The sequence below is a fragment of the Streptomyces sp. NPDC005485 genome, from assembly GCF_040606085.1.
In the GTDB taxonomy this organism is placed as follows: Bacteria; Actinomycetota; Actinomycetes; order Streptomycetales; family Streptomycetaceae; genus Streptomyces.
Window position 1 is genome coordinate 1 of record NZ_JBEXDZ010000076.1, and the last position, 23,863, is coordinate 23,863.

At 69.3% G+C, this 23,863-nt stretch carries 25 protein-coding genes and 2 tRNA genes; 12 read left to right on the forward strand and 15 right to left on the reverse strand.

The window, feature by feature from the left end:
• Positions 1-132: 132 nt before the first annotated feature.
• The 6 genes from ABZS97_RS24335 to ABZS97_RS24360 all read right to left on the reverse strand — a co-directional run bounded on the left by ABZS97_RS24335 (position 133) and on the right by ABZS97_RS24360 (position 6,711).
• Complete coding sequence (locus ABZS97_RS24335; protein WP_356140445.1) at positions 133-2,475, reverse strand: FtsX-like permease family protein; 2,343 nt, start codon at positions 2,473-2,475, stop codon at positions 133-135.
• Positions 2,472-3,164: an ABC transporter ATP-binding protein gene (locus ABZS97_RS24340; RefSeq protein WP_356140446.1), complete on the reverse strand. Its 693-nt coding sequence runs from the start codon at positions 3,162-3,164 to the stop codon at positions 2,472-2,474. The genes ABZS97_RS24335 and ABZS97_RS24340 overlap by 4 nt, the downstream gene beginning before the upstream one ends.
• Positions 3,161-3,685: a PadR family transcriptional regulator gene (locus ABZS97_RS24345; protein WP_356140447.1), complete on the reverse strand. Its 525-nt coding sequence runs from the start codon at positions 3,683-3,685 to the stop codon at positions 3,161-3,163. The genes ABZS97_RS24340 and ABZS97_RS24345 overlap by 4 nt, the downstream gene beginning before the upstream one ends.
• A gap of 213 nt (positions 3,686-3,898) precedes the next feature.
• A complete protein-coding gene (locus ABZS97_RS24350; protein ID WP_356140448.1) occupies positions 3,899-5,425 on the reverse strand; it encodes a hypothetical protein in 1,527 nt (508 codons plus the stop codon).
• Between the two features lie 92 nt (positions 5,426-5,517).
• Positions 5,518-5,904 carry a hypothetical protein gene (locus tag ABZS97_RS24355; RefSeq protein WP_356140449.1) on the reverse strand — a complete coding sequence of 129 codons (387 nt, stop codon included), beginning with the start codon at positions 5,902-5,904 and terminating at the stop codon, positions 5,518-5,520.
• Positions 5,905-6,147: 243 nt separating this feature from the next.
• Positions 6,148-6,711 (reverse strand): GNAT family N-acetyltransferase, encoded by a 564-nt coding sequence (locus ABZS97_RS24360; protein ID WP_356140450.1) that lies wholly within the window; start codon positions 6,709-6,711, stop codon positions 6,148-6,150.
• 290 nt (positions 6,712-7,001) lie between these two features.
• On the opposite strand from ABZS97_RS24360, the gene ABZS97_RS24365 reads away from it, so the two are divergent.
• Together ABZS97_RS24365 and ABZS97_RS24370 are read left to right on the forward strand one after the other, a co-directional pair.
• Positions 7,002-7,970: a hypothetical protein gene (locus ABZS97_RS24365; RefSeq protein WP_356140451.1), complete on the forward strand. Its 969-nt coding sequence runs from the start codon at positions 7,002-7,004 to the stop codon at positions 7,968-7,970.
• 3 nt (positions 7,971-7,973) lie between these two features.
• The gene (locus ABZS97_RS24370; RefSeq protein WP_356140452.1) at positions 7,974-8,399 is read left to right on the forward strand and encodes a DUF3592 domain-containing protein; all 426 of its coding nucleotides are present in this window, start codon (positions 7,974-7,976) and stop codon (positions 8,397-8,399) included.
• Between the two features lie 56 nt (positions 8,400-8,455).
• On the opposite strand, the gene ABZS97_RS24375 is transcribed toward ABZS97_RS24370, so the two are convergent.
• Complete coding sequence (locus tag ABZS97_RS24375) at positions 8,456-9,358, reverse strand: AraC family transcriptional regulator (protein ID WP_356140453.1); 903 nt, start codon at positions 9,356-9,358, stop codon at positions 8,456-8,458.
• Between the two features lie 104 nt (positions 9,359-9,462).
• Here ABZS97_RS24375 and ABZS97_RS24380 point away from each other — a divergent pair, with 104 nt between their 5' ends.
• The gene (locus ABZS97_RS24380; protein ID WP_356140454.1) at positions 9,463-10,446 is read left to right on the forward strand and encodes an MBL fold metallo-hydrolase; all 984 of its coding nucleotides are present in this window, start codon (positions 9,463-9,465) and stop codon (positions 10,444-10,446) included.
• On the opposite strand, the gene ABZS97_RS24385 is transcribed toward ABZS97_RS24380, so the two are convergent.
• Positions 10,443-11,189, reverse strand: a complete 747-nt coding sequence (locus ABZS97_RS24385; protein ID WP_356140455.1) for an ANTAR domain-containing protein — start codon at positions 11,187-11,189, stop codon at positions 10,443-10,445. The genes ABZS97_RS24380 and ABZS97_RS24385 overlap by 4 nt on opposite strands.
• A gap of 127 nt (positions 11,190-11,316) precedes the next feature.
• On the opposite strand from ABZS97_RS24385, the gene ABZS97_RS24390 reads away from it, so the two are divergent.
• Together ABZS97_RS24390 and ABZS97_RS24395 are read left to right on the forward strand one after the other, a co-directional pair.
• On the forward strand, positions 11,317-11,730 hold the full coding sequence (locus ABZS97_RS24390; RefSeq protein ID WP_356140456.1) for a helix-turn-helix domain-containing protein: 414 nt from the start codon (positions 11,317-11,319) through the stop codon (positions 11,728-11,730).
• Positions 11,731-11,850: 120 nt separating this feature from the next.
• Positions 11,851-11,924, forward strand: a tRNA-Met gene (locus tag ABZS97_RS24395).
• Between the two features lie 155 nt (positions 11,925-12,079).
• On the opposite strand, the gene ABZS97_RS24400 is transcribed toward ABZS97_RS24395, so the two are convergent.
• Both ABZS97_RS24400 and ABZS97_RS24405 read right to left on the reverse strand, forming a co-directional pair.
• On the reverse strand, positions 12,080-12,445 hold the full coding sequence (locus tag ABZS97_RS24400; RefSeq protein WP_356140457.1) for a hypothetical protein: 366 nt from the start codon (positions 12,443-12,445) through the stop codon (positions 12,080-12,082).
• A 97-nt stretch (positions 12,446-12,542) separates the two neighbouring features.
• Positions 12,543-12,986 carry a hypothetical protein gene (locus tag ABZS97_RS24405; protein ID WP_356140458.1) on the reverse strand — a complete coding sequence of 148 codons (444 nt, stop codon included), beginning with the start codon at positions 12,984-12,986 and terminating at the stop codon, positions 12,543-12,545.
• A 288-nt stretch (positions 12,987-13,274) separates the two neighbouring features.
• Here ABZS97_RS24405 and sigJ point away from each other — a divergent pair, with 288 nt between their 5' ends.
• From sigJ to ABZS97_RS24420, 3 genes are all read left to right on the forward strand, one after another.
• Positions 13,275-14,207, forward strand: a complete 933-nt coding sequence (sigJ, locus tag ABZS97_RS24410) for an RNA polymerase sigma factor SigJ (RefSeq protein WP_356140459.1) — start codon at positions 13,275-13,277, stop codon at positions 14,205-14,207.
• A 121-nt stretch (positions 14,208-14,328) separates the two neighbouring features.
• Entirely contained in the window at positions 14,329-14,781 is a 453-nt protein-coding gene (locus ABZS97_RS24415) for a VOC family protein (RefSeq protein WP_356140460.1), read from the forward strand.
• Positions 14,782-14,904: 123 nt separating this feature from the next.
• Positions 14,905-15,642: a VOC family protein gene (locus ABZS97_RS24420; RefSeq protein WP_356140461.1), complete on the forward strand. Its 738-nt coding sequence runs from the start codon at positions 14,905-14,907 to the stop codon at positions 15,640-15,642.
• A gap of 52 nt (positions 15,643-15,694) precedes the next feature.
• Here ABZS97_RS24420 and ABZS97_RS24425 read toward each other — a convergent pair whose 3' ends face one another.
• Positions 15,695-16,108, reverse strand: a complete 414-nt coding sequence (locus ABZS97_RS24425; RefSeq protein ID WP_356140462.1) for a VOC family protein — start codon at positions 16,106-16,108, stop codon at positions 15,695-15,697.
• Positions 16,105-16,689 carry a dihydrofolate reductase family protein gene (locus ABZS97_RS24430; protein ID WP_356140463.1) on the reverse strand — a complete coding sequence of 195 codons (585 nt, stop codon included), beginning with the start codon at positions 16,687-16,689 and terminating at the stop codon, positions 16,105-16,107. Before ABZS97_RS24430 ends, ABZS97_RS24425 begins: the two co-directional genes overlap by 4 nt.
• 211 nt (positions 16,690-16,900) lie before the next feature.
• On the opposite strand from ABZS97_RS24430, the gene ABZS97_RS24435 reads away from it, so the two are divergent.
• Both ABZS97_RS24435 and ABZS97_RS24440 read left to right on the forward strand, forming a co-directional pair.
• Positions 16,901-17,551, forward strand: coding sequence for an MOSC domain-containing protein (locus ABZS97_RS24435; RefSeq protein ID WP_356140478.1), 651 nt, complete (start codon positions 16,901-16,903; stop codon positions 17,549-17,551).
• A gap of 356 nt (positions 17,552-17,907) precedes the next feature.
• On the forward strand, positions 17,908-18,876 hold the full coding sequence (locus tag ABZS97_RS24440; protein ID WP_356140464.1) for a hypothetical protein: 969 nt from the start codon (positions 17,908-17,910) through the stop codon (positions 18,874-18,876).
• Between the two features lie 127 nt (positions 18,877-19,003).
• Here the strand turns inward: ABZS97_RS24440 and ABZS97_RS24445 are convergent, their stop codons facing one another.
• Complete coding sequence (locus tag ABZS97_RS24445; protein WP_356140465.1) at positions 19,004-19,870, reverse strand: helix-turn-helix transcriptional regulator; 867 nt, start codon at positions 19,868-19,870, stop codon at positions 19,004-19,006.
• Between the two features lie 148 nt (positions 19,871-20,018).
• On the opposite strand from ABZS97_RS24445, the gene ABZS97_RS24450 reads away from it, so the two are divergent.
• Positions 20,019-20,933, forward strand: a complete 915-nt coding sequence (locus tag ABZS97_RS24450) for an SDR family NAD(P)-dependent oxidoreductase (protein WP_356140466.1) — start codon at positions 20,019-20,021, stop codon at positions 20,931-20,933.
• Between the two features lie 93 nt (positions 20,934-21,026).
• Positions 21,027-21,100 (forward strand) — tRNA-Met (locus ABZS97_RS24455).
• 112 nt (positions 21,101-21,212) lie between these two features.
• On the opposite strand, the gene ABZS97_RS24460 is transcribed toward ABZS97_RS24455, so the two are convergent.
• Both ABZS97_RS24460 and ABZS97_RS24465 read right to left on the reverse strand, forming a co-directional pair.
• Positions 21,213-22,199 carry a L,D-transpeptidase gene (locus ABZS97_RS24460; protein WP_356140467.1) on the reverse strand — a complete coding sequence of 329 codons (987 nt, stop codon included), beginning with the start codon at positions 22,197-22,199 and terminating at the stop codon, positions 21,213-21,215.
• A gap of 140 nt (positions 22,200-22,339) precedes the next feature.
• Positions 22,340-23,791, reverse strand: coding sequence for an amidase (locus ABZS97_RS24465; RefSeq protein ID WP_356140479.1), 1,452 nt, complete (start codon positions 23,789-23,791; stop codon positions 22,340-22,342).
• Positions 23,792-23,863 lie beyond the last annotated feature (72 nt).

Here is a 23,863-nt window from a genome sequence, read left to right on the forward strand (position 1 = left end):
TGCTCCTCGCCGGCCCGCGCCACGGTCCCCCGCCGGTTTTTCACCTTCGTGTCACCCGGGTATGCGGGGTGTGTTTGGGGCTTGGGGCCCCCGCGTGGCTGGTGCCCCCCACTTCGGGGGATGGGTGACGGGCTATTCCGTACGCAGGCCATCCGGGCGCATCATCCGCAGCAGCGGCGGCACGCTGAGCAGCGTGACCACGGCGACCACGGCCGCGCCCACGCCGGTCATGGTCAGGACGCTCGACCAGTCCATGGCCACCGGTGTACGGGTCATCTTCAGCAGCACCGAGCCGAGGGTGACACCCACCGTTGTGGCCAGCAGGAGGCCGAGACCGACCGGGAGGGCCGTCTGCCACAGCAACGACAGGCTCAGCGTGCGGCGCCGCGTGCCGAAGGCGACCAGCGCGGAGAGCAGCTTCCTGCGCTCGCGCAGCTGTTCCAGCTGGGAGACCAGCAGACTCGCGCCGATCAGCGCCAGCACGAAGGCGGAGCCGACGAACAGACCGGTGCGGATGGAGGTGTACTTGGCGTTCTCCTGCGTCGCCGACCAGCCGAAGGCGAGTGCCAAGGGGTCGATCCGGGCGACGGTGTTGCGTACGTACTCCCGTGCGTCCGGCACCGACGGGTCCAGACGCAGGTAGACCCCGTCCGAGATCAACGCGGGCGCTGCCTTGGCGGGCAGGGCGGCGGGTGTCACCAGCAGACCGTTGGCGTCCTGCAGTGAGTCCTTGCGCGCGTCCACCAGCCGCAGGTTCGCCGGAACGGTCCAGGGCACCTCGCGGCCGCGTTCGGTGGAGTCGCCGTACGACGGGTCGATGTACAGCCGCCGGCCGGGCTTGACGACGGCGATCTCGGCGGCGTTGCTCGGGGTCTCGTAGTGGCTTCTCGTTCGGGTGATGAACACGTCGCCGTCCTTGCAGGAGGGCAGCGTGGCGAGTTCGCGCAGGGCGGTGCAGTTGCCCACGGTCAGGCCGTTGCTGTTCTCCGGGTCGCGACGCGTGTCCCCGTACGACGAGATGGCCGGGGCCACTGCGGCCCGTACCCCCTTGGTGCCGCTGAACTCGCGCTCGACACCGGACAGCGTCTTGGGGTTGCTGAAGACGACCTGCATCTGGACCCGGCCGGTGTCCTGGCCGGTGGCCTTGGTGTACTGGCTCTGCGTTCCCGTGAACAGCATCTGCAGGGCGATGGCTCCGGCGACGGCGACGGCGATGCCGTTGACCATGCGTGCGGCGGTGCCGCTGCTGAGCTGCAGCCGCCGTACCGCAAGCTGCCAGGACAGTGTGCCCTTGCCGAGGCGGACGACGACCGCCTCCACGACCCAGGGCAGCAGCGCGGTGATGCCGATCAGCAGCAGCAGTACGCCGCCGATGACGAGGTACTGGTTGAACTCGCCGTTCTTACGGCCCTTGCCGATCATCGGGTAGAGCATCGCGAGGCCGGCCAGCGGCGGCAGCAGTCGCCACCACAGCCGGCGGCTGCGCTGCTTGGCCGCGCGCACGACGCCCAGCGGTTCCACCACCACGCCGCGCAGCGCGAGCAGCGTGACGAGTACGGCGGCGACCGGGATCGCCAGCGCGACCAGCGCGGCGAGCACGGGGGAGGGATCGAGGTAGCTGGGCCAGACGCTCACGCCCAGCACCTCGGTGGAGCCCAGCGTCTGACGGCAGAGGAGGAAGAAGCCGGAGCCTACGACCAGGCCGAGCAGGGCTCCGGCAAGTGCTTCGCCCGCCGCGATCCGCCGGGTCATGTGGCTGTCCGAGCCCACCAGGCGCAGCGCGGCCAGGCGTCGGTCGCGGCGCTCGCCGCCGAAGCGGACGGCGGCGGCGATGAACACGGCGACCGGAGTCAGCAGCATCACGAACACGACCAGGACCATGAGCAGCAGCACCGGGTCGGTCTTCTCGGCCGGCGCGTCCGGGGGGCCGTACTCGGTCAGCCGGTGCACCGCGGAGGAGGCCGTCAGCCCCGAAGCACCGGCGTAGTAGGCCAGTTCGTGGGAGCCGATGAGTCCGCTCTCACCGATCGTGCCGGTGATCCTGTAGGGCAGCCGCTCCCGCAGCAGCTTGGCGCCGTCCGAGGCGAGCAGGTCCTTGAGCGCGGGGGAGACCACCATGTCGCCCTTGCCCGGGAAGCTGTCGACCCCCGGGGGCAGCGGCGCCCGTTTGCCCTCGGGCTCCAGGAGCCGGCCGCGGACGTCGTCGTCGTGCCAGGTGGTGTCGGTGTCGGCGGTCAGGAAGGTGTTGTCGGCCTTCTGAGGGGACTTGTCGGAGTACCTGTAGTCGTAGCGGGCGTTCTCCACCCTGTCGCGGGCGGCGAACACGTTGGGCAGGGCGGTGCACAGCAGGAGCAGTGCCACGCCGAGGCCGACGCCGACGGCGGTGAGCGTCATCCGGACCCAGCCCTCGCGTCCGCCGGTGACGGCGAAGTGGACTCCCATGGTCAGGTCTCTGGCCCACTGGCGAGGACTCATACGGCGCGCTCCATGTCACGGGACTTGCCGTCGCGGACGACGACCTCGCGGTCGGCGTAGGCGGCCACGCGTGTCTCGTGGGTGACGAGGACGACGGCCGCGTTGGTCGAGCGGGCCGCTTCCGTCAGCAGTTCCATCACGCGCTCGCCGTTGGAGGAGTCGAGCGCGCCGGTGGGTTCGTCCGCGAACAGCAGGCGCGGGCCGGTGACCAGCGAGCGGGCCACGGCGACGCGCTGGCCCTGGCCGCCGGAGACCTCACCGGGACGCTTCGCCTTGAGGTCGTCGACCTCCAGGCGCTCCATCCAGCCGAGCGCGGTCCGCTCGGCGTCCTTGCGGGAGGAGCCGTTCAGCCGCAGCGGCAGGGCGACGTTCTCCACACAGGTCAGCTCGGGCACCAGCTGACCGAACTGGAACACGAACCCGAACTCGGAGCGGCGCAGCGCGCTGCGCTGGGCATCGCTCATCTTCGCCAGTTCATGCCCGTAGTAGACGATCGACCCGGAGTCGGGCGGCACGATCCCGGCGAGGCAGTGCAGCAGCGTGGACTTGCCGGACCCGGAGGGGCCCATGATGGCGACGACCTCGCCGGGGTGTATCGAGAATCCGGCGCCGTCCAGGGCGTGGGTCGGGCCGTACGTCTTGCGCAGGTCGTGCGCGATGAGCAGGGCACCGGGGGGAGAAGTCGTCACAGGGTCACAGCCTCACGGAGTTTGTCGACTCGGGCGGCGGTCAGCTCCAGCCAGCGCAGGTCGGCTTCCAGGTGGAACAGGGCGTGGTCGCAGATCAATTGGTCCGCCAGATCACCCCTGCGCTTGCGGTCGGTGAGGATCCGCATGCTGCGCAGATGCTCGGAGCGCTGGGTGTCGAGGATCCCGGCGGCGTCGCGCCGGGTGAGCAGGGCGAGGACGACCTTGGTGTAGAGGGTCGACTGGAGGTAATCCTCAGGCTTCTCCGGGGTGGCCAACCACCGCTGTACGTCGGTGACGCCGGCGTCGGTGATCGCGTAACGCTTGCGCTCGGGACCGCCGCCCGTCTCGATCCCGTCGACCTCGACGAGACCGTTCTTCAGGAGCCGGGACATGGTCGAGTAGACCTGGCCGTAGTGCAGCGGCCGGTCGTGACCGAACTTCTCGTCGAAGGCCCGCTTGAGGTCGTAGCCGTGGCGCGGGCCGGTTTCCAGTAGCCCTAAAAGGGTGTGACCGATGGACATGACCCGCACTCTACACACCGTGTATACGTCGCATGTATACGCGCCGTGTATACAGGGTGTGCGCAGGTCGTGGCGCGGTGTACGACAGTGCAGGTCAGGGAGCCGGGAGCGCGGATCGTCACGGTTGGGAAACAGGCGGATCAGCGCCCGGATCGCGCGCTGGTGTTCCAGGGGACGGCCGCCCGCATGGCCGGGAGACGCGCTGCGTCGGGTCTATGCGCCGCTCGGCTCCGGCACCAGCCGCGCCATCACGGCAGGCGGCAGCGATGGGTTGGCGGCAGCCGCTTCCACGACCTGCCAGTCGTCGTCGGCGAGCAGGTCGACGATGACCGGCGGCGGGAGGGCCGGGTGCCCGGCGGCTATGGGCCGTGCCCGCTGGTCCGCCAAGCAGGCGAGCAGGGCGGGGCCCGTGGCGTTGCTGTGCCGGGCGATTTCCCGCAACGCCTTCCGCACCGGCGGCAGGAGCTGGGCCAGGTCCTCCAACAGTGCCGGCGGTGCGCCCAGGTTGGCCGCCACCTTGGCAACGACCTGAACCCCGTGCCGTTCGACCATGCCGCGCAACTGTCGCTCGCAGAGGCCCGGATGGGGCGCGATGGACTTGACCACCCTGGCGTCCCGGTCGGCGGCCAACGCGTCGCGGATCTCGTCCGGCAGATCGCGCCGTTCGGCCAGCAGCATCCGTACCGCCGGATTCGACGACCTGGCCAGCTCCTCGACCTCGGCGGGGGAAGCGGTTGCAATCCTCGGCAGCAGGGTCGGTCCGAGTTTGACCGTGCCGGCCAGGCGGGAGAGTACGTCCAGCGGCACGCGCGGGTTGTGCGCCAGACTGCGCCGCACGTCAGGGTCCCGGTCGGCAGCCAACGTACGGATCAGGGCGTCGTCGATCGCCGGGTTTCCGGCGAGGTCGGCGCGCACGCCGGGCACAGGGTCACCGGCGAGCCGCGCCCCCACCTGCGGCGGCAGGTCGGTGCGGGCGGCGAGGTGCAGCCGCAGCAGCACCGAGGGATGGTCGGCGAAGCGGACGACGGCTTCGACAGGCGTGGCAGGGTTTTGCAGCGCCAGCCCCGCCGTCTCAAGGACGGTCGACTCGTGCAGTCCCGCGCACGAGGCACCGGACCGCAGATCGCAGTCGAGCCGCGGGCATTCCGAATCGTGCACGAACGGCGTCTGTTCAACGTCGCAGACCAGGCACCGCTGCGCCGGAGGCAGCCCCTCGCCGGTGATCAGCCTCGCCAGTACGTCCGGCGGCGTCGCCTCGTTGGCCGCCAGCGCGCGGCGGACCTCGGCATGCGGATGCCGCGCGAGCCGCACGGCCGTGTCCGCCGACGTCCACAACGCCAGCTCCGCGACAACCCGTACGTCCCGGTCGGCAGCCAGCATCTCCCGCACGGCGAGCGGGAGGCCGGGGCAGGCGGCCAGCTTCTCCCGGCGCTCCACCTCGGGATCCGCCGCGAACAGCCGCGCCCACGCCGGGGCACCGGCCCCCTCGTCGAGCAGGGCGAGCGCCGCCTGCGGCTGCGCGACGGGATCGATGTCGGCAGCGGTCAGCCGGCCCTCGTACGCAAGCCGCACCGCGCTTTCCCCGACCCGCGCAGCCAGCGCAACCGCCTGCCCGTGGCTGAGGTCCGCCCGAGTGGCCAGATCCTCGGCGATGTCCGCGTCCGCAACCGAGATCAGTCGCTCGACCAGCTCGAAGGGCAGAGCCGCATTGGCGGCGAGTCCGCACAGCACGTGATTCACAGGAGGACATCCTGCCCGCACCATGGCCGAAGTGCCGGTGGATTTCGACGCCGCCGAGCACCACCGGCACTCCCGAGCACTCTCTCGGTGCGTCAGGGAATGAGTGTGAAACTCGCCCGGTAGACGTAGCCCGGCATGATGGGGCTCCACACGAAGCCGTGCCCCATGGTGAGGATGTCTGTCTTGCCGTCGGGGTGATCCAGGTCGTTCATGACGTAGCTGATGGAGTACGAAACCGTAGCCGGAGCCGACCCCGACCACTCGTAGCAGCTGAGGTTCACCGGGTGCTCGTCGAAGTCCCTGACGGCCGTGGGGTTGTCCGGACTGAGGAAGATGTGGCGGATGTACTGCGGAAACACGGACCAGTCCTGGCAGATGACCTCGGTTGTCCGGGAATCGGCCGAGGCGGTGGGGGCCGGTGCCGTCAACGGGACGCTGAGAGCGGCGGCAACGGCCAGCAGAACAGCGGGTCTACGCATGGTCAGCTCCCGTGGATATGCCGATGGGCCATTCATTCTGACAACGAGTGCCGCCTTCCACAGGACGGATTCGAGCCCCCGTGCCCTGATAACCCGTCAATGCCGGAACGCGATCGCGTCGATCACCTGCCGGTGATCACACTCCCGCCCACCCCGTTTCGGCGTTCGGTCCGGCACCACGGGCTCGACCCGGCCTCCAGCTCATGCCTCCCGTCTGAACCAGCGGCCTCGTCCGCTCACTTGTCAGGACTGTCGCTGCGCGAAAGCCGCCGGCGAGAACGTGAAGGCCACGTAGGTGCGTTCGCCCACCTCGAAGTGGGCGTCCTCGGCCATCCCGTAATGCCGGTGCACCGCCAAGGAGCGCTCGTTGGCCGTCTCGACGAAAGCAACGGCGAGGTCGAAGTCCTCCTTCAGTGCGCGGCTGAGCTCCCTGAGCAGCTTCGTCAGCACCCCACGCCCTTGGAAACGGTCGTCGACCGCGACGGGGCCGTAAAGGAAGAGCCTGCCCAGGTCGCGCCCGTCGGCCGCCTTGGTGACCGCTTGGACGGCTGCTGTGGCCGGGTGTTGTGGCGGGAGCCAGTCCGGTTCACTGGTGATCGCAAACCCGGCGAGTTCCCCCGCGGCGTCGGCGACGAAGATGCCCGGGCCATCCTGGAAACGGTCGAGGAGTTCGCCCGTCAGGCTGCCCTGCACAAACCCTCGGCGCGCCCGTTCCTCATCGCTGAGCCCCACTCCGCGGGCCTTGTCCATCAGGGACAGGATCGCTGCGTGATCTTCGGGACGGGACCTGCGTACGTTGATCGTCACGCAGCGGACACTACGCAAAAACGCCGGCAACAGAGCCTTCCCACCCTCGGCGCGACCACGTCACCCACCCCCGCGGCCATGTCCAACTCCAGCTGGGCCGGGACGGGTTGTGGTACGCGCACGAATCGGAACCGGGCCACGACGACTGGTGGTCCCGCGGTACCCCAGAGCTCGATCCGGTCGGCGCCCTGACCGGCAACGAGCGCGGCCTCTGCCAACTGATGTGCCACTACACTGCGCCGTGGCACCACAGGACACACAACAACTGGCCGAAAGCGAACGGGAGCGGCATGGCTACGGGGGGATGGGGGCCGGGAAACGGCCCGGGTCAGCCTGGCGGCAACGGACCGGGAGGCCAGGGCGGCTGGGGCGCTCCCTACGGACCACCACAGGGCGGCCCGTACGGTCCGCCGCCACCGCATCCGGGCCCGTACCAGCCTCCTTACCACCCCTACGGCCCCCAGCCCGCGAGGCCCGCTGCCCGGCGCCGCCGCGGCTGCCTGTCGTTCGGCGCTCCCTTCGGGCTCGTCGGCGCGATCCTGCGCTCCGCGCACCGCGTCGCCACCAGGCTCTTCGCGCATGAGGGCGACGGCCGGATCGAGGACCGCACCGTGGACCGCGTCCAGCTGGCCCGCACGGTGCTCGGTGCCGCCGCCACCGTCGCCCTGATCCTCGCCTACAACGTGGACCCGAACCGCTGGGAGGAGGCGGGGAAGGCCGGTGCCGCCCAACTCATCATCGCCCCGTTCGTGCTGATCATCGCCGCACCCCTGGTCATCGTCGGATTCATCTACTACGCGCCTCCGCACCTGCGGCCGCACCTGCGCTCCCGGCTGCGCGCTCCCCTCAAGGCGGTCGGCTGGTACGTGCTGACGTTGGTCGTCATCGGCGGAGTCCTCGCTCTGACGGCGCTGACCGTTGACGCCGACGACGGGAAGAGCTGGTGGGAGTACGCATTGGCCGTCGCCTCGCTGATCGTGGTCGTGTGGGGTTTTCCCTTCTTCTTCATGGCGTCGCTGTACTCGGCCCGCAGTGCCTTCAACAGTGCCCAGGTCCACCCGATGCTGCCGCCCGTCCTCACCCTGACGCTGGTGTGGGTGTTCGCGGCCTTCAGCCTGATAGGTGACGGCTTGCCGGGGGGCCCGCCCGTCGTCCAGTTCTGCTCCACGCTGGGCGGGCCGCTGTCGGTGACCGCCGTCTCGCTGTGGGAACTGCGGCGGATGAAGACCCGTTTCGGCGTCACCCTGCGCGCCTCCTGACACATGGAACGCGTATGGCTCTTCTCTCTCATCCCCCTGGCGATCGGCACGGTCTTCCTCAGTTTTGGTGTGCACGGCCTGCGCCGCGCCGGCGCGCTCCGCCGTACCGGTGTCACGGCCAAGGCCTGGATCCTGCGCCATGAGGTCAGGCGGGACGACGAAGGGTCCACCTTTCACCACCCCGTCGTGGCCTGGACGGACCGGGACGGGCGCAGGTGCGAGTACTCGTCCAGGTTCGGCCGCGCAGTGGTCACAAGCGGCTTCGGCGTGGGGGCGCAGGTCACGGTGACATACGATCCGCGAGCCCCCCACGTGTTCGCGGTTGAGGGCTGGGACATGAAGGCGGTCGACCTGCTGTTCACCGTGCTGGGGTCGGTGCTCACGGCGGGCACGGTGACGGTGCTGCTCGTCCGGCTGCTCACGCTGTGACCGTGGCTCGCTGACAGCCGGGCGGCAGGCGGACGCGCGCCCTGAGCACTTGAGACTCAACCCGCCCGGTACTGCCCGGGCGTGGTCCCGTGCTCCCGTTTGAAGGCGTGCGAGAAGGCGTACGGGGTGCCGTAGCCGACGTCGCGGGCGATCACCGCCAGTGGTTGTGCGGTGTCGCGGAGCTGTGCCGCTGCGAGGGTGAGCCGCCACCAGGTGAGGTAGGCCATCGGAGGCCGTCCGACCAGCGTGGCGAAGCGGCGTGCCAGCGTGGGACGGGAGACCTTCGCCTCGGCGGCGAGGCGTTCGTTGGTCCATGGCGCTGCCGGGTCCGAGTGGAGGGCGCGCAACGCGGCGGTTGTCACCGGGTCGCTCAGTACCGCCGGCCAGAGCCCGGTGCCGCCCTCGGTCATCCAGGCGCGGACCATGTAGACGAGGAGAAGGTCGAGCAGGCTCGGGACGGCGATGCATGCGCCAGGCTGCTGCGCATCAAGTTCGTGGCCCAGCAGATCGATGGCGGTGCGCAGTTCACGGTGGCTGTCGGGGCGGTTGGGCAGATGGACGACGTCGGGCAGCTCCGCCATGAGCGGGTGGGCACGGCTGCGGTCCAGGCGGTACTTGCCGCACAGCATCCGCACCTCGCCGCGACCGGCTCGGGCCTCATGCGCCGGCCTGTCGGTCCACTGCTCGAACCGCACCGCACGTTTCACGCCTGCCGCGTCGGCCGGGGCGTCCGCGATCACATGCCCGGTGCCGTGCGGCAGCAACACCGCGTCGCCCACACCGAGCGAGACCGGGTCGCCTCCATCGGGCAGGAGCCAGCAGCTGCCCTCCAGGACGACATGGAAGCCCGCGCCGTCGTACGGGTCGAGCCGCGCGCACCAGTTCCCGCTCGCGCGCACGCGGTTGGAGGACGGCCGCCCGATGCGTACGGCTGCAATCGCGTCGCTCACCACATCCATCGGCTCAGGGTATCGCCGACCGCCGCCCTCGTGAGAGGAATGCGTATTCGGGTGATCCGAACAAGCATTGAGAGGCTCACGTATCGCTTCATAGGGTCGACGTCATGATCAACGAAAAAAACGTGTGGCGCCTTGTACTGGGAGACGTCGAGGTCATCCGGGTGGTCGACTGGCAGGGGCCCTACATCCCCTCGCTCGACCTGCTCCCGGGCAGCACCAGCGAGCTGTGGAAGGCCAACGAGGCCTGGCTGGCGCCCGACCACTGGGATCCGGAGACGGACCGGGCTGTGGTCGCGTTGCAGAGCTGGGTGTTGCGCAGCGGCGGACGGACCGTTGTGATCGACCCCGGCGTCGGCAACGGGCGCGAACGGCCCGGGGCACCGCGATTCCACCACTGGCAGGGTGATTTCCTCGGCGGACTGGAACGGGCCGGGGTGCGCCGAGAGGACGTGGACGTCGTGGTCAACACGCATCTGCACGCCGACCACGTGGGGTGGAACACCACTGCGGCCGAAGGCGGTTGGGCACCGACGTTTCCCAACGCCCAGTACCTCGTCCCGGCCGCCGACGATGCCCACTTCGGCCCGGAGAACGGGTACGCGAACGGTCTGCGCGAGGTCGACCGGCTCATCTACGAGGACAGCGTGGCGCCCATCCACCGGTCCGGGCAGGCCGTGCGGTGGGACGGCGCCCACCGGATCGACAAGAACCTCACCCTGGAGTCCGCCCCCGGCCACACGCCCGGGTCGTCCGTCCTGAGGCTCACGTCCGGGAGCGACCGGGCGGTCTTCGTCGGCGACCTCGTACACAACCCGCTCCAGCTCCTGCGGCCCGACTGCAGCAGCTGCCTCTGCCACGATCCGGTACGCGCGGCGGCCAGCCGTATGCGGATCCTTGAACGGGCAGCGTCCGAAAAGGAATTGGTGGTACCGGCGCACTTCGGCGGTGCCGGTGCCGTCGAAGTGCGCAAGGAGCACGGAGGGTTCACCCTCGGCGCCTGGGCCAGGCCTGCCGCGGCGGTCGCGGATCCCGACGGCGGCCCGTCTAGGACGGCCGCTGCGCCCCCGCCCCGCACCTCGTCGAACTAGTCTGCCGGGGTGCGGTGTGTCTCCACTGCCGTGGCCAGATGGCCGGCAAGGGACTCAGGCAGTGCCTGGCCGTCAGCGGTCTGCAGGAGGGCGGCGGCGATCAGGTGCAGTTTGGTGTTGCTGTGCTGGGATGCGGTCACGAGGGCCTGCCAGGACTGCTGGGTGGTCAGGTGGAAGGAGGCCATGAGCATGCCGCGGGCCAGGTCGATCGTGGCGCGAGTCTGAAGCGCCCGGCGCAGCTGCGCGTTTTCGGCTGCGAGGTCCTCGCCGGGCGAGTCCGAGGTGGGTGCCGGCTGCGCGGGCTGCGCGGGCGTCGGTCTTGCGGTGGTAGCCGGGTGCGCAGGGGGCCCCGCAGCGTCCACGGTGAAGTGGGGGAGGGTGTGGGCAAGGCCGAGCGGCGAGTCCGCGGCCGGCCTGCCGACGCGCGGGGTGAGGCTTTCGGCGGTCTCGTGGGCACGACGGCGCACGTGCAGCAGGGCGGTGAGGGCGGAGCAGTCACGGAAATCGACCCCTGCGAGATCCAGTTCCAGGCCCTCGCTGTCGTGGTTCATCGCATCGCTGAGGGTCTGCTGCAGTGCCTGGTCGCTGTCCAGGTCGAGTTCACCGGACACGGTCACGAAGAACCGGTCACCGGCCGTGTCGATGCTGAAGGTCACGGGCGCCGGCGTCGGTGACTGCTTGAGCTTGGTGCCGCACTCGGGGCAGGGCCCCTCGTTGCGGGGGAGAGTGGCGTGGTGGGACATGAGGACTCCCGCACGTACCGGCTTCTGGACTACTCCAGCATCACCCGGCCCTCATTTCATGTCAACCAATACACGAAATGAAATACGCCCTTTGCAATGCGTGAACTGAGTATCGTATCGTGGGGCCATGGATCGAGCGCCGCAACCGCACGCAGGCTGGACCTTCCTGACCAACCACTCCCGGGTGCTGGCCGCCATCGCCGAAGACCACACCGTCCGCATCCGCGATGTCGCCGTCCGTTGCCAGCTCACCGAGCGTGCTGTGCAGAAGATCATCGTCGACCTGGAAGAGGGCGGCTACCTCACCCACGTCCGGGAGGGCCGCTCGAACGTCTACCGCGTCGCTCCCGGCACGATGCTGCGCCATCCCTCGGATGCCCCGGCCGCCGTCGCAGACCTGCTGGCCATCCTGATCCGCCACGACTCGACGCGCTCCATGGCGTCCACCCCCGAGGCGCATGAAGCCCACGGACTCGACGGCTACAGCCATGAGATTCACAGGCGAACCGTTGACAGCGATCAGCCGTCGGGCGGCGGCTGATCAAGGCCGGGTCTTCTTCGCCCACTGGCCTGCACGGGGGCTCCTGCCGGTCGCACAAGCGGCCCTCGGCAAGAAGTGGTCTCCCGGCCCGCTGTGATGGCGTACGGTAGGGATCACCGACGCGGGGTGGAGCAGCTCGGTAGCTCGCTGGGCTCATAACCCAGAGGTCGCAGGTTCAAATCCTGTCCCCGCTACTGCACGACGCAGGGCCCGGATCCACACGGATCCGGGCTCTACGTCGTTGCCGGCGCGGCAGGCGGTGTCACGGCCGCGGTCGGGGCGACAGTGGCGCACTGCGGTGATCGTGGTGATGCAGGGGCCCAAGAACGTCGCCGGCAATGTGTGCAGGTCAATCGGTGATCGTCACGCAGGGAAGACCGACGCTCTCGCCGCCGCGGAAGCCTTCCGCGCACAGCCGGGTGCCCGGCGCGAAGTGCCGCTGGGGATAGGCCTGGTCGCGGTAGGTCCGGAACGCGTCGACGTCCTCGACCTTCGTGTTGGCGCTCCACCCGTCGGTGGTCCACACGCGCGCGGAGATCCTGTGGGGCTGGTTGGTGTTGATGACCGACACCTCCACCCTTCCGAGATACGTCCCCGTGTCGTAGGTCTCGATACAGACGGCGTTGTTGCACCACTTGCCGGCAGCCAGCGCAGGCGGCCCAGCGGCGAAGACCAGACCGACCGCTGCAGCCGTCGCCGAAATACCCGTAACCATCTTCCGAAAGGCAGTCATACCTTGATCAACGAACGCTCCGGGTCCTTGTCACGCGCAGCCACCCACCGCGTGCCCGGCGTTGGCCCAGTCGAGTAACTCACCGACGTGATTCGTGATCCGCGACGGATCCACCAGGGCCCCCAGAGAGTGGCGCCGAGTCCGACACGAGACGGCCGCCGACGGCGGTGCGATCGTCACGTGTGGCGACCAGGTCGACGACGATCCCACCGCGATGGTGCTCGCCGAGTGCCGTTGCAACGGCGTCTGTCACTGCTGCGACGAGCCGGGCCGCGATCTGCGGGCCGTCGGCCCGGGTGAGCGCCTTCTCCCGGATGGCGAACGTCACGGTCGGCGCCGCATCTCGGCGGGCAACCCCGCCGACGGCCCAGCGGCCTGCCGGGAGCCCAGCGAGCTGTACGACGACGAGGTCGCGTGCCCACTCTCCGTACACGGAGGTGACCGCGTCCGTGAGTCGGGCGATGAGGTCGTTCTCGCGCCCGGTGACCTGAGGCTCGAGAGCGTGGACGGTGAGATGAGGCATGGTCGGCTGTCTCCCGTGATCGGAACTCGGCGTCGGACCTCTGCGCCGAGACTTCGTGGACCCACCCGGCAACCTGCGCGCCGAGCCGTCCCGGACACGTGCTGCGGCGAACCGCGGACGCGCGGTCGCCGTTGCGGCCGGGCGCTGTGGCCGCCACCCACATCGACGCGGCAGTGGCCTCGATCGTCAGGAGACGGGCCGCCGTTGTCGCCCGCTGACATCGGCGGGTCCTGATCCGTCGTATCTCGCAGGGGGATCCGTACGTGGCGAGCGAAAGGCGCTGACCGAATGGACATCACAGGCGGAAACGAAGATGCTCCGGCGCGGCCCGAGGACGAGCCGCTCATGTCGCAGCGGCGCAGCCTCGCCAATCTCGCCTACCGGCTGCTCGGCTCGCTGACCGAGGCGGAGGACGCCGTCCAGGAGGCGTACGCCCGCTGGTTCGCGCAACCTGTCGAACGCCGGGCCGCTGTCGCGAATCCCGGGGCCTGGCTGACCACCGTCGTGAGCCGGATCTGCATGGACCAGCTCCGTTCGGCGCGTATGCGCCGGGAGCGATACGTCGGTGAGTGGATTCCGGAGCCACTGCCGGCGCGGGCCGAGTGGAGCGCGCTCTCCCACGGCTCGACGACAAGAGATCCGGCCGACCACATCACGCTGGACGAGTCCGTCGAGATGGCGTTCCTGGTCGTGCTCGACTCGATGACGCCGGCCGAGCGCGTCGCCTTCATGCTGCACGATGTCTTCCGGGTGCCGTTCAAGGAGGTCGCGGAGATCGTCGGCCGCACGCCGGGTGCCTGCCGCGAGCTCGCCTCGTCGGGTCGTCGACGAGTGGCTGCTGCCCGCGCCCACGGTGCACAGGCCCGGCGGCGTTCTGCCATCGTCGGTGAGTTCCGCCAGGCGTGGCAGGCCAAGGACGTGGATGCCCTGGTACGACTCCTCGACCCGTCGGTCGTGGCCATCGCCGACGGGGGCGGTCGCGCGATGGCCTCGCCGGTGCCGGTCCAAGGCCACCTCCGGGTTGCGGAGTTCCTGGTACACCTGGCGACGCTCGCAGGCCGACTCGACCTCCTTGAGCGGACCGTCAATGGCCAACCGGGCCTTGTTGCGGTCAACGGCAGTCAGGTGCTGACCGTGTACGCGTTCGACACTGACGAGTCCCACATCCGACGTATCTGGGCGATTCGCAACCCGGACAAACTCCGGTCCTGGGGCAGTTGAGGTGCGCGTCGGCCTCGAACCTGACAACTCCCGCTGCAGGGCCGTCGATCGGTCGGGCCGTCGGCGCGCTTTGATGCCGTGCTCGAACCGGCCGGACCCAGATCTCCGAAAGGAAGCACCGATGTCGTTCAACTCGCACACCCTGCACCTGACCGTTCGCGGCACGGACGAGGCATCCGCCTGGTACCAAAAGGCCTTCGGAGCCGCAGAGCTCACCAGGCTGGTGGTGCCCGGCGGCCGGCTGATCCACGTCCAGATCCGCATCGGGACGCTCACCCTGATGCTGGCCGACGAGTTCCCCGAGATGGAGTCCTTCGGGCCGCAGCACTTCGGCGGCACCTACGGCGCCATCTATCTGCATGTCGACGATGTCGACGACACCTGGCAGCGGGCCGTGGATGCCGGAGCCACCGTGATCCGCCCATTGAGCGACACCTTCTGGGGCGAGCGAGAAGGCCAGCTGCTCGACCCCTTCGGTCATCGGTGGGGGCTCACGCAGCATCTCGGCGACGTCCCGCTCGCCGAGCTCCAGGAACTCACGACCGAAGCATTCTCCGGCCTCACCGCAGGCTGAACGCCGGGGCGTCGGCGGCACGTTCGGTAGGGACTCTCTGAGCGCGACCATGGTCAGCACTAGGTCGAGCACCTGTCTGACCGTCGGCGTCCCTGACCGCCGGCGGATTCTAAGATCTACGGCATGGCAACACGACTCGTGCAGATCAATATGAAGGCGCTGGACGACTCCGCGCTCGGCCGGTTCTGGGCGGAAGCACTCGGTTGGGGTATCGACAGCGAGGCACCCGGCGTGACCAACCTCGAACCCGTGGGCTTCGCCTACCCTGACCCCGTGGCCGTCTGCATCGACATCATCGCCCGCCCGGAACCCAAAACGGTGAAGAACCGGGTCCACCTCGATCTGGCCACCACCTCGGCCGCTCATCAGGCGGAGTTGGTCGCGCGACTGACGGATCTCGGCGCGACGCTCGCCGACGTGGGCCAGGGCGACGTCCCCTGGACGGTCATGGCCGACCCGGAGGGCAACGAGCTCTGCGTCCTGGAGCCCCGTCCGGTCTACCGGGACACCGGGCCGATCGCCGCGGTGGTGGTCGACTGCACCGACCCACGAGAGATGGCCCGCTTCTGGGACGAGGCGATGGACTGGACGCTGCACGAAGTCGCCGACGACCACGCGACCATGCGCTCCGCCCAAAACGTCGGCCCCTACCTTGAGTTCATCCGCACCCCCGACACCAAGAGCGTGTGGAACCGCGTCCACCTCGATGTCTGCCCCTACCCCGGTGACGACCTGGCAGCAGAGGAAGCCCGACTGCGTGCCCTGGGCGCCACCGACCCCGGAATCGACCAGTCCGCGATCTCCTGGACGATTCTGGCCGACCCGGAGGGCAACGAGTTCTGCCTCCTCACCCCCCGCTGACCTCGAGCAACTGCGCGGTGATCCAGCGCGTGTCATCGGACGCCAGGAAGGCTCAGGCGAAGTCTGCTGCGGTGATGCCGTCGGGATGTCCGGACGGCCACTCCACCAACTCGATGCGATAGCCATCCGGGTCCGTGAGCCACGACGTCTTCGGGCCGTGCGGGCCGCCCGGGTACTGGAGGGGTTCGGGCCTCAGGCCGGCTTCGGTCAGCGTCTCCATGGTGGTGGCGAGCTTCTCCACCTGGATCGCGAGGTGGTCGAAGCCGCTGCCCACGTCGACCGGTCCGTCGCCGGGGCGGTGGACCAGTTCGAGCGAGGCCGCCGGTTCGTCGGGGAACTTGAGGATCACGAGGTGAGCGCCGTCGCCGACCTCGACCCTGCCCAGTTCGGCGTAGCCCAAGGCGGTGTAGAAACCGAGCGAGCGGTCCAGGTCGGTGACGCGGTAGGAGACGAAGAGCGTCTTCACGCGGCCTCCTCGGGGCGATTTACCCGGTAGCGGAGATGCGTGACGTCTCGATCCTCGAGCCGTCGGACGAGGTCGAGTTCGATGTGATCGCTGCCCAGGTGGTCGAACAGCCGTCGGCCGTCCCCGAGGAGGACCGGAACCAGGTGGATCTCCAACTCGTCCATCTGCCCGGCTCGGAGAAGTGCTTGGGCCGCCCCCGCCCCATGGACCATGACCGGCCGGTCCCCTGCGGCTGCGCGAGCCTGACGGGCGCAGTCCTCGACATCGGTGATGAAACGCGCGTGGCCGGGTGGCACGTCCCCGTCATCCACCTGGTGGGTGAGTACGAAGATCGGCACGCCGTCGTGGTGGTCGCCCTGCCAGCGCCCGGCGAGTTCGAAGGTCCGACGGCCGGAGATCAGCGCGCCGGTCGCCAGCGCTTCGCGGTAGACGTCGCCGCTCGGACCGTCGGACTCCCGGTCGTCGAGCCAGTTGAAGAGCCGGCCACCGTCGCGTCCGAGCTCCTGACCTGGCCGATCGTCCGGGCCGGCGATATAGCCGTCGAGCGACATCGACATGTACAGCCGAATGGGATTGTTCATCCTGGCCTTCATCTCTCCTCCATGACACCGGGATCCGGGTCTGATCCTCCGGCGGGGCGGGGTTGTCACAGGGAAGACTTCAGGCAACCGGCAAACTCATCGGCCCGACGCGCCGCCTGCTGCCGGGCGGACTCGACGAGCTTGAAGAGTGGCGAAAGTCGACTGGGAAAAGGTGTCGCCCGAGCGCGCAGCGGATCGTATCGTCGCCGTTGTGAAGCTGCTCTCCGTCAATATCGGCCGGCCCCATCCCAACCCGTGGAAGGGTCTGAGCTCGACGGGTATTGACAAGCGGCCCGTTGACGGTCCGGTCGCCGTTACCGCCCCCGGCCCCAAGGGCACCGGCGCGGTGGGTCTGGCCGGTGACCGGGTCTACGACGTGAAGCACCATGGCGGCTCCGACCAGGCCGTCTACGCCTATGCCCGCGAGGATCTCGACGGGTGGGAGGCCGAGTTGGGCAGGTCGCTCGCGAACGGGGTTTTCGGAGAGAACCTCACGACCCTGGGGCTGGACGTCAACGGCGCTCTGATCGGTGAGCGCTGGCGGATCGGGCCGGATGTCGTCCTGGAGGTGTCGTGCTCGCGGATCCCGTGCGCGACGTTCCAGGGCTGGCTGGAGCGTGACGGTTGGATCAAGCGGTTCATGCAGGCCGCGCGGCCGGGCGCGTATCTGCGTGTGATCGAGCGGGGCGATATCCGCGCCGCTGACCCGGTCGAGATCGTGCACCGGCCTGATCATGATGTGACCGTCGAGCTCGCCTTCCGGGCCATGACTCTGCAACCGGAGCTGCTTCCGCGGCTGCTGGTCGCCGACGCCCTGATTGAGGAGGGCAAGGAGCTGGCCCGCCGGCGTACCACTGCGTAGGCACCGACGTCTGGCCGCGCCTGCGTGAGACGCCATGACCGCGGAACTCCTTGGAATCGACTATCCAGGGCTCGACGGACGAGCCGGCCAGCGCGCCACCCGGTAGCGGAGGCGGGAGGCGACCCTTGATCCTGGTCTTCGCCTGCGACGAGCCCTGGCCTGCGCCCGCTGCATCCTGGCGTCCGGGACCATAAGCAACTCGTGGACAACGTTCCTGCGTACGGCGGGTTGAACGGCCGTTCTTTAGGCCATGAGGGCAGTCTCCCGGCCGCGACTGCGACGGTCACCGGCCGGCGTACCGCAGTCTTCCTCTGGCGCCACACCGGTGGCCCGTGCCGCAGCCCAAGGAGAGGTTCATGCCCCGACTCCCGTACCTGGCCGGTATCGCCGCGACCGCCGTCGCCCTCGGCGTGCTCGCATCCGCTCCCGCATCCGGTGACGAGCCGATCGTGTCGCAGCCGCGCGTGGTCGCTCACTTCGACTTCGCCGCAGGGGAGACACCCGAGAACATCGCGCTCGAACCCGACGGCTCCGCCGACCTGACCTTCGCTTTCGCCCGCCAGGTCGCCAACGTGACCCGGCACGGGAACATCCGCGGACGCGTCACCCTGCCCGCCGTCGCGCACCCGAACACCCCCATCATCCACAACGCCATCGTTCTCGGCATCGCCCGCGCTCACGACGGCACCCTCTACGTCAACTACGCCACCGGCACCAGCAAGACCGGCATCTGGCGCATCGCGCCCGACGGCAGCAAGCCCAAGCAGATCGCCCAACTGCCCACGAACGGGCTGCCCAACGGCCTCGCCCTCGACGAGCACCGGGGCGTGCTCTACGCGGCAGACTCGGTGCGGGGAATCGTCTGGCGCGTGCCGGTGACAGGAGGCGAGCGCACCGCGTGGGCCACGGCAAATGCCCTCGGCCCGGTCCCGTCCAAGACCGGCTTCGGGGCCAACGGCATCAAGGTCCACGACCACGCCGTCTGGGTGTCCAACACCGACCGCGGGACGCTGCTGCGCATCCCCGTACGCCGAAACGGCTCCGCGGGCAGGCTCGAGACCCAGGCGACAGGGCTCGAGGGTATCGACGACTTCGCGTTCACCTCACGCCACGCAGACACCGTCCTCGCCGCGGTGAACGGCACCAACCAGGTCGTCGTGGTGCGCCCCGGCGGTACCCACTCCGTCGTTCTCACCCAGCAGGACGGGATCTCGAACCCGACCTCCGTGGCCGTACACGACCGGAGGGTCTACGTCCCCAGTGCCGCGTACTTCGCCACCGAGCCGGACCCGAACCTGCTCCTGGCCCGCCTGAACCGTCGATAGGGGTCTGGCCAGGCGTGACCCAAAGGGACGGGCCCGCTTCCCGGGCCCGTCCTACTCGCTCTGCGAACCCGGACACAGCGGTGAGGTTCGCCCCAGGCGCTTGGTGGAACCGCCCAGCAGCCGCCGGTCAGGGGAGCGCGATGGCGCTATGGCCACTGGTGACGCGAAGAAGGTCCAGTTTCCCCGCGTCGGTGCTTCCGGTCGCTGCCGTGTAGGTGACCATGCGCAGGTCGGCGCCGGGGACGATGAGGACGTCGCAGTCGAGCCGGATGTCGCCGATCTGAGGATGCCGGATCGTCTTGCGGTCGGTGGTGTGTTGGGCGGCGGTCGTCTGCGTGGCCCAGTGATGAGTGAAGGCATCGGACACGTTTCGCAGTTCCTGCACGAGGCGATCCAGCTGGGCGTCCCCGGGATAGCGGGACACCGCGTCCTTGAGGTCGGCGACGATCGACGCCTCGAAGACGTCTGGTCCGTGCTCGGATCGGACGGGCAGCATTGAGGCGTGTGCGAGGCCGTTGCCGAAGAGCGCACGAGCGAGGTTCCGTTCGGCGGGCGGGACGACGGCGGCATCGCCGAAGACGGCGCTCCACATGGTGTTCCACCACACCAAGGTCCAGTCAGCGCTGAATACGCCGACCGGGACGTCGCCCAGACGCGCGGCGAGCCGTTGGATGCCCGCGGGCACATGGCTGCTGACCGTCCCGTCCTGCGGCGGCAGGAGCCCGGCGCTTCGGTACAGCTGGTCGCGTTCGCCGGGGGAGAGCTGAAGGGCACGTGCGAGGGCGCCGACGACCTGGGCCGAGGGGTTCCTCGCGCGTCCCTGCTCCAAGCGCAGGATGTAGTCGACGGAGAGCCCGGCCAGTTGTGCGAGCTCCTCGCGGCGCAGTCCCGGGGCACGCCGGCCGTCCGTCACGGCGAAGCCGGCGTCGGTCGGAGCCAGGCGGTCTCGCCAGGCGCGTACGAGAGTGCCGAAAGCGGAGCGGGAGGAAGCCATGGGGTCATTCTGGCCGCGCGGCCCAGGATGAGCCTGGGTACTGCCAGTCCTAGTGACGGGGACGGCACTGGTTGGCGGTGGCGCGAGCGGCGAACGTGGACACGTGCCCGGGCCGGACGCCATCGCCCGGCCAGTGAAGGAGCCTTCGATGAAGCACACCATCGTGATGACGGGCGCGAGCCGCGGGATCGGCCGCGTCGCCGCCAGGCACATCCTGCGCCAGTCGCCGGACGCGCACCTCCTCGTAGTCGCCCGAGCATTCTCCGGCACACGGTTCGCCGCGGAACTCGCTACTGGCGGGCACGCGATCTCGTACGTCTCGGCGGACCTCGGCTCGCTGGACAGCGTCCGCTCGGCCGCCACCGAGATCCGTGACCAGCTCGATCGCGGCGACCTGCCGCCGCTGCGCGGCTTCGTGGGCAACGCGGGCATGCAGTACACGAACGCGCTCACCGAGACATCCGACGGGTTCGAGTCCACCTTCACGATCAACGTGCTCGCCAACCACCTGTTCGTCCGCCTGCTCCAGGACCGCTTCGCCGCTCCCGCCCGGATCGTCATCACCGCCAGTGACACCCACTTCGGCGACTTCAAGCACAACATGGGCATGGTGCCCGGCCCAGCCTGGAAGCCCCCGGACGTCCTCGCCCGCACCGGCGCCTTCCCCAACCCGCACACCGCGGTCGCCGGGCGCACCGCGTACTCGACGAGCAAGCTGGCCGCCATCCACCTCGTGCACGAGTACGCGCGCCGCCTTCCGGCCGGGATCGACGCCGTCGCCTACAACCCGGGCTTCGTCCCCGGCACCGGCCTCGCCCGCAACGCCGACCCCGTCTCCCGGTTCGCGATGCGGCGCATCCTGCCGGTGATGGCCCTCACCCCGTTCGCCACCAGCCGCAACGCCGCGGGCCGCCATCTCGCTGACCTCGTCCTCGGCACGCTCCGGGCGCCGACCGGCTCCTACGTCGACCGCGACCGCGTGGACCGTTCGTCGGAGGAGTCCTACGACGAGCGGCGTGAAGGCGAACTCTGGGATGCCGTCGAACGTCTCACCGCGGCGTGAGCGGCCAGGACGACGGAGACGCTCTGTCCTTCGGCGGCTCGGCAGGAGGTGGTCTCCCGGCCCGCTGTGATGGCGTACGGTAGGGATCACCGACGCGGGGTGGAGCAGCTCGGTAGCTCGCTGGGCTCATAACCCAGAGGTCGCAGGTTCAAATCCTGTCCCCGCTACTGCACGACGCAGGGCCCGGATCCACACGGATCCGGGCCCTGCATCATGTCTGCGACTGTGATCTCGCCGCCAACATCATCGAGTGCTGATGGGCGCCGCCACCGCGGCACGTCACAGCGTCGCGGTCGTCCCCTGTCCGGAGGCGCTGCCCGCGAGCCACTGCTCCCATCCCAGGTTGAAAGCGGCGTAACCGTTGTCGGCCGGCGCCTTGGCCCGGGACGAGCCGGTGATGGTGACGGGATCACCCTGCTTGACCTGGCCGTAGAACCATTTGGCGTCCGAAATGGACAGGTGGACGCAGCCGTGCGAGCCGCGGGCGCTGCCGCTGCCCGGATTCGGGTCGCCGGTCGAGTAGTGCACGTATGTGCCGGACTGGGTCAGGTGGACGTCCCAGGGCAACGTCAGGTCGTAGTAGTTGGCGCTGCCCTTGTCACAGCTGATACCGACGCTGCAGGAGGTCATGTGGACCTTCTCCTGCTTGTCGATGACGGCCATGGTGCCGTTCCACGTCGGATACTCGGCGCTGCCCGCGTTGATCGACAGGGTGCGCACCGGCGTGCCGTTGCGGGTCACCTTCATGGTGTGGCCGGTCACCGAGACATCCGCGCGCACATCGTCACCGACCTTGAAGGTGTGCGTGTAGGTGCGCACGCCATAGCGCCCGTTGCCGTTGCTGATGCCCTTCATGTCGGCGTCGACCTTCACCGTCGTACCGGAGGGCCAGTACGTCTTCGGGCGCCAGTCGGCACGCTTGTCGCCGAACCAGTGCCAGGCGCCCGCCACCGGCTGCGAGGCGCTCACCTTCATGTGCTTCTCGACCGTGGCCCGCGCCTTGGCCGCCACCGGGTTGGTGAAGACCACCGAGATCGGCATGGCCACGCCGACCGTCGTTCCTGTCTGCGGGGTGATCGTCTCCAGCAGCATCGGCGGGCCCGCGGGCTTCGACGGTGTGGGCGAGGACTTCGCGCTCGCCTTTCCCGACCCCTTCGCGTCGTTGCCGCTCGCCTTGTCGCCGCTGCCCCCGCCGCAGGCACTCGCGCCCACCAGCAGCACACCCGTGACGAGTGCGATCCCTATGCTGCCCTTGCGCCGTCCCACGACCTGCCCCGCTCTCTCGCTGTTCGGCCCTGACGGGCCCGCTCACTGTCAGACAGTGCCGGTGTGGACCGCAGTTGCACATGTTGCGTAAAACATGTCTCAAGTCTCGCTGCGCACCGTCGGAGCGGGGAGAGCCGGGGCTACTTCGGCATCTGGAAGCCGCCGATCTCCTGCTCGAGCAGTTCGGCCAGCCGCAGCGGGGTGCGGTCCTCGAACATCGGACCGATGAGCTGCACTCCCACCGGCAGACCCTCGGGGGACGGACCCGTTGGTACGGCGGTCGCGGGCAGGCCCGGCATGGTGGCCACGCCGGCCCAGACGAGCTGGTCGAAGTAGGGGTACCCGACGCCGTCGATGTCGAGCCGGCGTCCCAGGGGATCGGGGTTGTGGTCGTGAGGGAACGCGGGTGTGGGCGTGATGGGACACACCACGGCGTCGAACTCGGCGAACAGCTGCCGCCAGCCGTGGCGGTGGAGCTCTCGACGGCTGTTCGCCTCGATCCAGTCACGGTGGCTGAACACCATGCCGCGCAGCCGCGCCGCATCCAGACTCCGGTCCTCCGTGCTCAGTCCGGCGGCGTGGATCTGCAGCTGCTCGTACGCTTCGACGGGAAAACGTGCAACGGTGCTCGAGAACAGCAACTGCGTGTAGAGCGTGGCGGCTTCGCTCGGATCGGGCAGCAGTGGACTGTGCCGCTCGACGCGGGCGCCGCCTGCGGCCAGCGCGCCGGCCACCCGGTTCACGCCCGCCCGCACAGCCGACCCGGTCGGAATGAACGGATGCTCCTCCAAGACCAGGACCCGGAAATCACCCAGGCGCTCGTGACGCGGGGGCGGCAGCTTCACGTTGTGCGCCACACCGAACGTCAGCGGATCGGGTCCCGCCATGACATCGAGCAGCAGCGTGAGATCGCGGGCCGTACGCGCCATCGGACCGACCACGGCGAGGTCGGCGTCGGCCGGCAACGCCGGCACACGCGGCGGGACCATACCGCGGCTCGCTACCAGCCCGAGCGTCGGCTTGTGCGCGTAGACGCCGCAGAAATGCGCCGGGGTACGCAGCGAACCGGCGAGGTCGGATCCGATGGACAGCGCGCCGAATCCCGATGCCAGGGCCGCCGCTGATCCGCCGGAGGACCCGCCCGGTGTGCGACGGTGATCCCACGGGTTGTTGGTGGTCCCGTAGATCTCGTTGAAGCTCTGCACATCCTGCAGCCCCACCGGCACATTGGTCTTGCCGAGCACCACCGCGCCCGCGTCCTTGAGCCGCGACACCTGCACCGCGTCCTCAGCCGGCATGTAGTCCCGGTGCAACGGCATACCCCAGTTCGTGGGCAGTCCGGCGATGTTGTAGCACTCCTTGACCGTCACCGGAATGCCGAGCAGCGGCCGCTCCTCACCGCGGGCACGCTCCCGGTCGGCATCGCGCGCGGCCGCCCGCGCGCCGTCGAAGTCCGGCACACAGATCGCGTTGATCGCCTTGTCGTCCCGCTCGATACGGGCAATCGCCTCGTCGGTCAATTCCGCCGAGGTCACCTCACCGGCACGCAGGGCGGCCATCAGTTCTTCGGCGGTCTGAAAACTCCATTCCATGATTCCGACCGTACCGGCCACCCGAACGGGCCATGAAAAGACATTTCGCACAACAGGATGGACGCCCGAATA

Excerpts from the sequence above, each read along its gene's own strand:
- ABZS97_RS24335 (WP_356140445.1), bottom strand. The coding sequence starts at position 2,475 with ATGAGTCCTCGCCAGTGGGCCAGAGACCTGACCATGGGAGTCCACTTC.
- ABZS97_RS24345 (WP_356140447.1), bottom strand. The coding sequence starts at position 3,685 with ATGTCCATCGGTCACACCCTTTTAGGGCTACTGGAAACCGGCCCGCGC.
- ABZS97_RS24355 (WP_356140449.1), bottom strand. The coding sequence starts at position 5,904 with ATGCGTAGACCCGCTGTTCTGCTGGCCGTTGCCGCCGCTCTCAGCGTC.
- ABZS97_RS24365 (WP_356140451.1), top strand. The coding sequence starts at position 7,002 with ATGGCTACGGGGGGATGGGGGCCGGGAAACGGCCCGGGTCAGCCTGGC.
- ABZS97_RS24370 (WP_356140452.1), top strand. The coding sequence starts at position 7,974 with ATGGAACGCGTATGGCTCTTCTCTCTCATCCCCCTGGCGATCGGCACG.
- ABZS97_RS24375 (WP_356140453.1), bottom strand. The coding sequence starts at position 9,358 with ATGGATGTGGTGAGCGACGCGATTGCAGCCGTACGCATCGGGCGGCCG.
- ABZS97_RS24380 (WP_356140454.1), top strand. The coding sequence starts at position 9,463 with ATGATCAACGAAAAAAACGTGTGGCGCCTTGTACTGGGAGACGTCGAG.
- ABZS97_RS24385 (WP_356140455.1), bottom strand. The coding sequence starts at position 11,189 with ATGTCCCACCACGCCACTCTCCCCCGCAACGAGGGGCCCTGCCCCGAG.
- ABZS97_RS24390 (WP_356140456.1), top strand. The coding sequence starts at position 11,317 with ATGGATCGAGCGCCGCAACCGCACGCAGGCTGGACCTTCCTGACCAAC.
- ABZS97_RS24400 (WP_356140457.1), bottom strand. The coding sequence starts at position 12,445 with ATGGTTACGGGTATTTCGGCGACGGCTGCAGCGGTCGGTCTGGTCTTC.
- ABZS97_RS24405 (WP_356140458.1), bottom strand. The coding sequence starts at position 12,986 with ATGCCTCATCTCACCGTCCACGCTCTCGAGCCTCAGGTCACCGGGCGC.
- sigJ (WP_356140459.1), top strand. The coding sequence starts at position 13,275 with ATGGACATCACAGGCGGAAACGAAGATGCTCCGGCGCGGCCCGAGGAC.
- ABZS97_RS24415 (WP_356140460.1), top strand. The coding sequence starts at position 14,329 with ATGTCGTTCAACTCGCACACCCTGCACCTGACCGTTCGCGGCACGGAC.
- ABZS97_RS24420 (WP_356140461.1), top strand. The coding sequence starts at position 14,905 with ATGGCAACACGACTCGTGCAGATCAATATGAAGGCGCTGGACGACTCC.
- ABZS97_RS24430 (WP_356140463.1), bottom strand. The coding sequence starts at position 16,689 with ATGAACAATCCCATTCGGCTGTACATGTCGATGTCGCTCGACGGCTAT.
- ABZS97_RS24440 (WP_356140464.1), top strand. The coding sequence starts at position 17,908 with ATGCCCCGACTCCCGTACCTGGCCGGTATCGCCGCGACCGCCGTCGCC.
- ABZS97_RS24445 (WP_356140465.1), bottom strand. The coding sequence starts at position 19,870 with ATGGCTTCCTCCCGCTCCGCTTTCGGCACTCTCGTACGCGCCTGGCGA.
- ABZS97_RS24450 (WP_356140466.1), top strand. The coding sequence starts at position 20,019 with ATGAAGCACACCATCGTGATGACGGGCGCGAGCCGCGGGATCGGCCGC.
- ABZS97_RS24465 (WP_356140479.1), bottom strand. The coding sequence starts at position 23,791 with ATGGAATGGAGTTTTCAGACCGCCGAAGAACTGATGGCCGCCCTGCGT.